This window comes from Micromonospora sp. NPDC048947 (assembly GCF_040649495.1).
GTDB classification, from domain to species: domain Bacteria; phylum Actinomycetota; class Actinomycetes; order Mycobacteriales; family Micromonosporaceae; genus Micromonospora; species Micromonospora alfalfae.
On record NZ_JBEZFO010000055.1, the window covers coordinates 1 to 1135 of the forward strand.

Consider the following 1135-nt stretch of genomic DNA (forward strand, 5'->3'; position numbering starts at 1 on the left):
GAGCGAGGTCGGCGCGAGCGACGCCACCGCCGTCGTCTCCACCACGCTGGACGCGGTCGCGGCCGCCGCCGGTGAGCTGGTCTCGGCCGGGCGCAAGCCCGACACCCCGCTCACGGTGACGATCGCGGGCACCACCACCCGCCAGCGCACCTGGACGGCGACCCTCGGGACGATCGCCCAGGTCTTCAAGCAGGCCAAGGTGCTCCCCTCGCCGGAGGGGCACCGGCCGGTCATAGCCGTGGTCGGTGAGCGCAGTGCCGCCGCCCAGCGGGACCAGCTCGCCTGGTTCGAGTCGAAGCCGCTGTTCGGCTGGAAGGTGCTCGTCCCGCGCACCAAGGAGCAGGCCGCCTCGCTCTCCGACCAGCTGCGTTCGTACGGTGCCGTGCCGCACGAGGTCCCGACGATCGCCGTCGAGCCGCCGCGTACGCCCCAGCAGATGGAGCGCGCGGTCAAGGGCCTGGTCACCGGCCGCTACGAGTGGATCGCCTTCACCAGCGTCAACGCCGTCAAGGCGGTCCGGGAGAAGTTCGAGGAGTACGGGCTCGACGCCCGGGCCTTCGCCGGGATCAAGGTCGCGGCCGTCGGTGAGCAGACCGCCGCCGCCCTGGTCGACTTCGGTGTGAAGCCGGACCTGGTGCCCTCCGGCGAGCAGTCCGCCGCCGGGCTGCTGGAGGACTGGCCGCCCTACGACCCGGTCTTCGACCCGATCGACCGGGTGTTCCTGCCGCGCGCCGACATCGCCACCGAGACCCTGGTGGCCGGGCTGATCGAGCTGGGCTGGGAGGTCGACGACGTCACCGCGTACCGCACGGTCCGCGCCTCGCCGCCGCCGGCCGACACCCGCGAGGCGATCAAGGGCGGCGGCTTCGACGCGGTCCTGTTCACCTCGTCCTCGACCGTCCGGAACCTGGTCGGCATCGCGGGCAAGCCGCACAACGTGACGGTCATCGCCTGTATCGGCCCGGCCACCGCGAAGACCGCCGAGGAGCACGGCCTGCGCGTGGACGTCCTCTCCCCGGAGCCGTCCGTGCACAAGCTGGCCAAGGTCTGGTACCCGGCTCGGGAGCCTGGTGTGATCGCGGTGTCCGGTCTCGAACGCAGCAGCGACAACCTGTGGTCCGGCTCGATCACCGGC

1 protein-coding gene is annotated in these 1135 nt (G+C 72.3%); it reads left to right on the plus strand.

The features are described 5' to 3' along the window. Positions 1–316: 316 nt before the first annotated feature. The coding region (locus AB0B98_RS33070; protein WP_357367762.1) for a uroporphyrinogen-III synthase at positions 317–1135 on the plus strand (819 nt) is incomplete at its 3' end.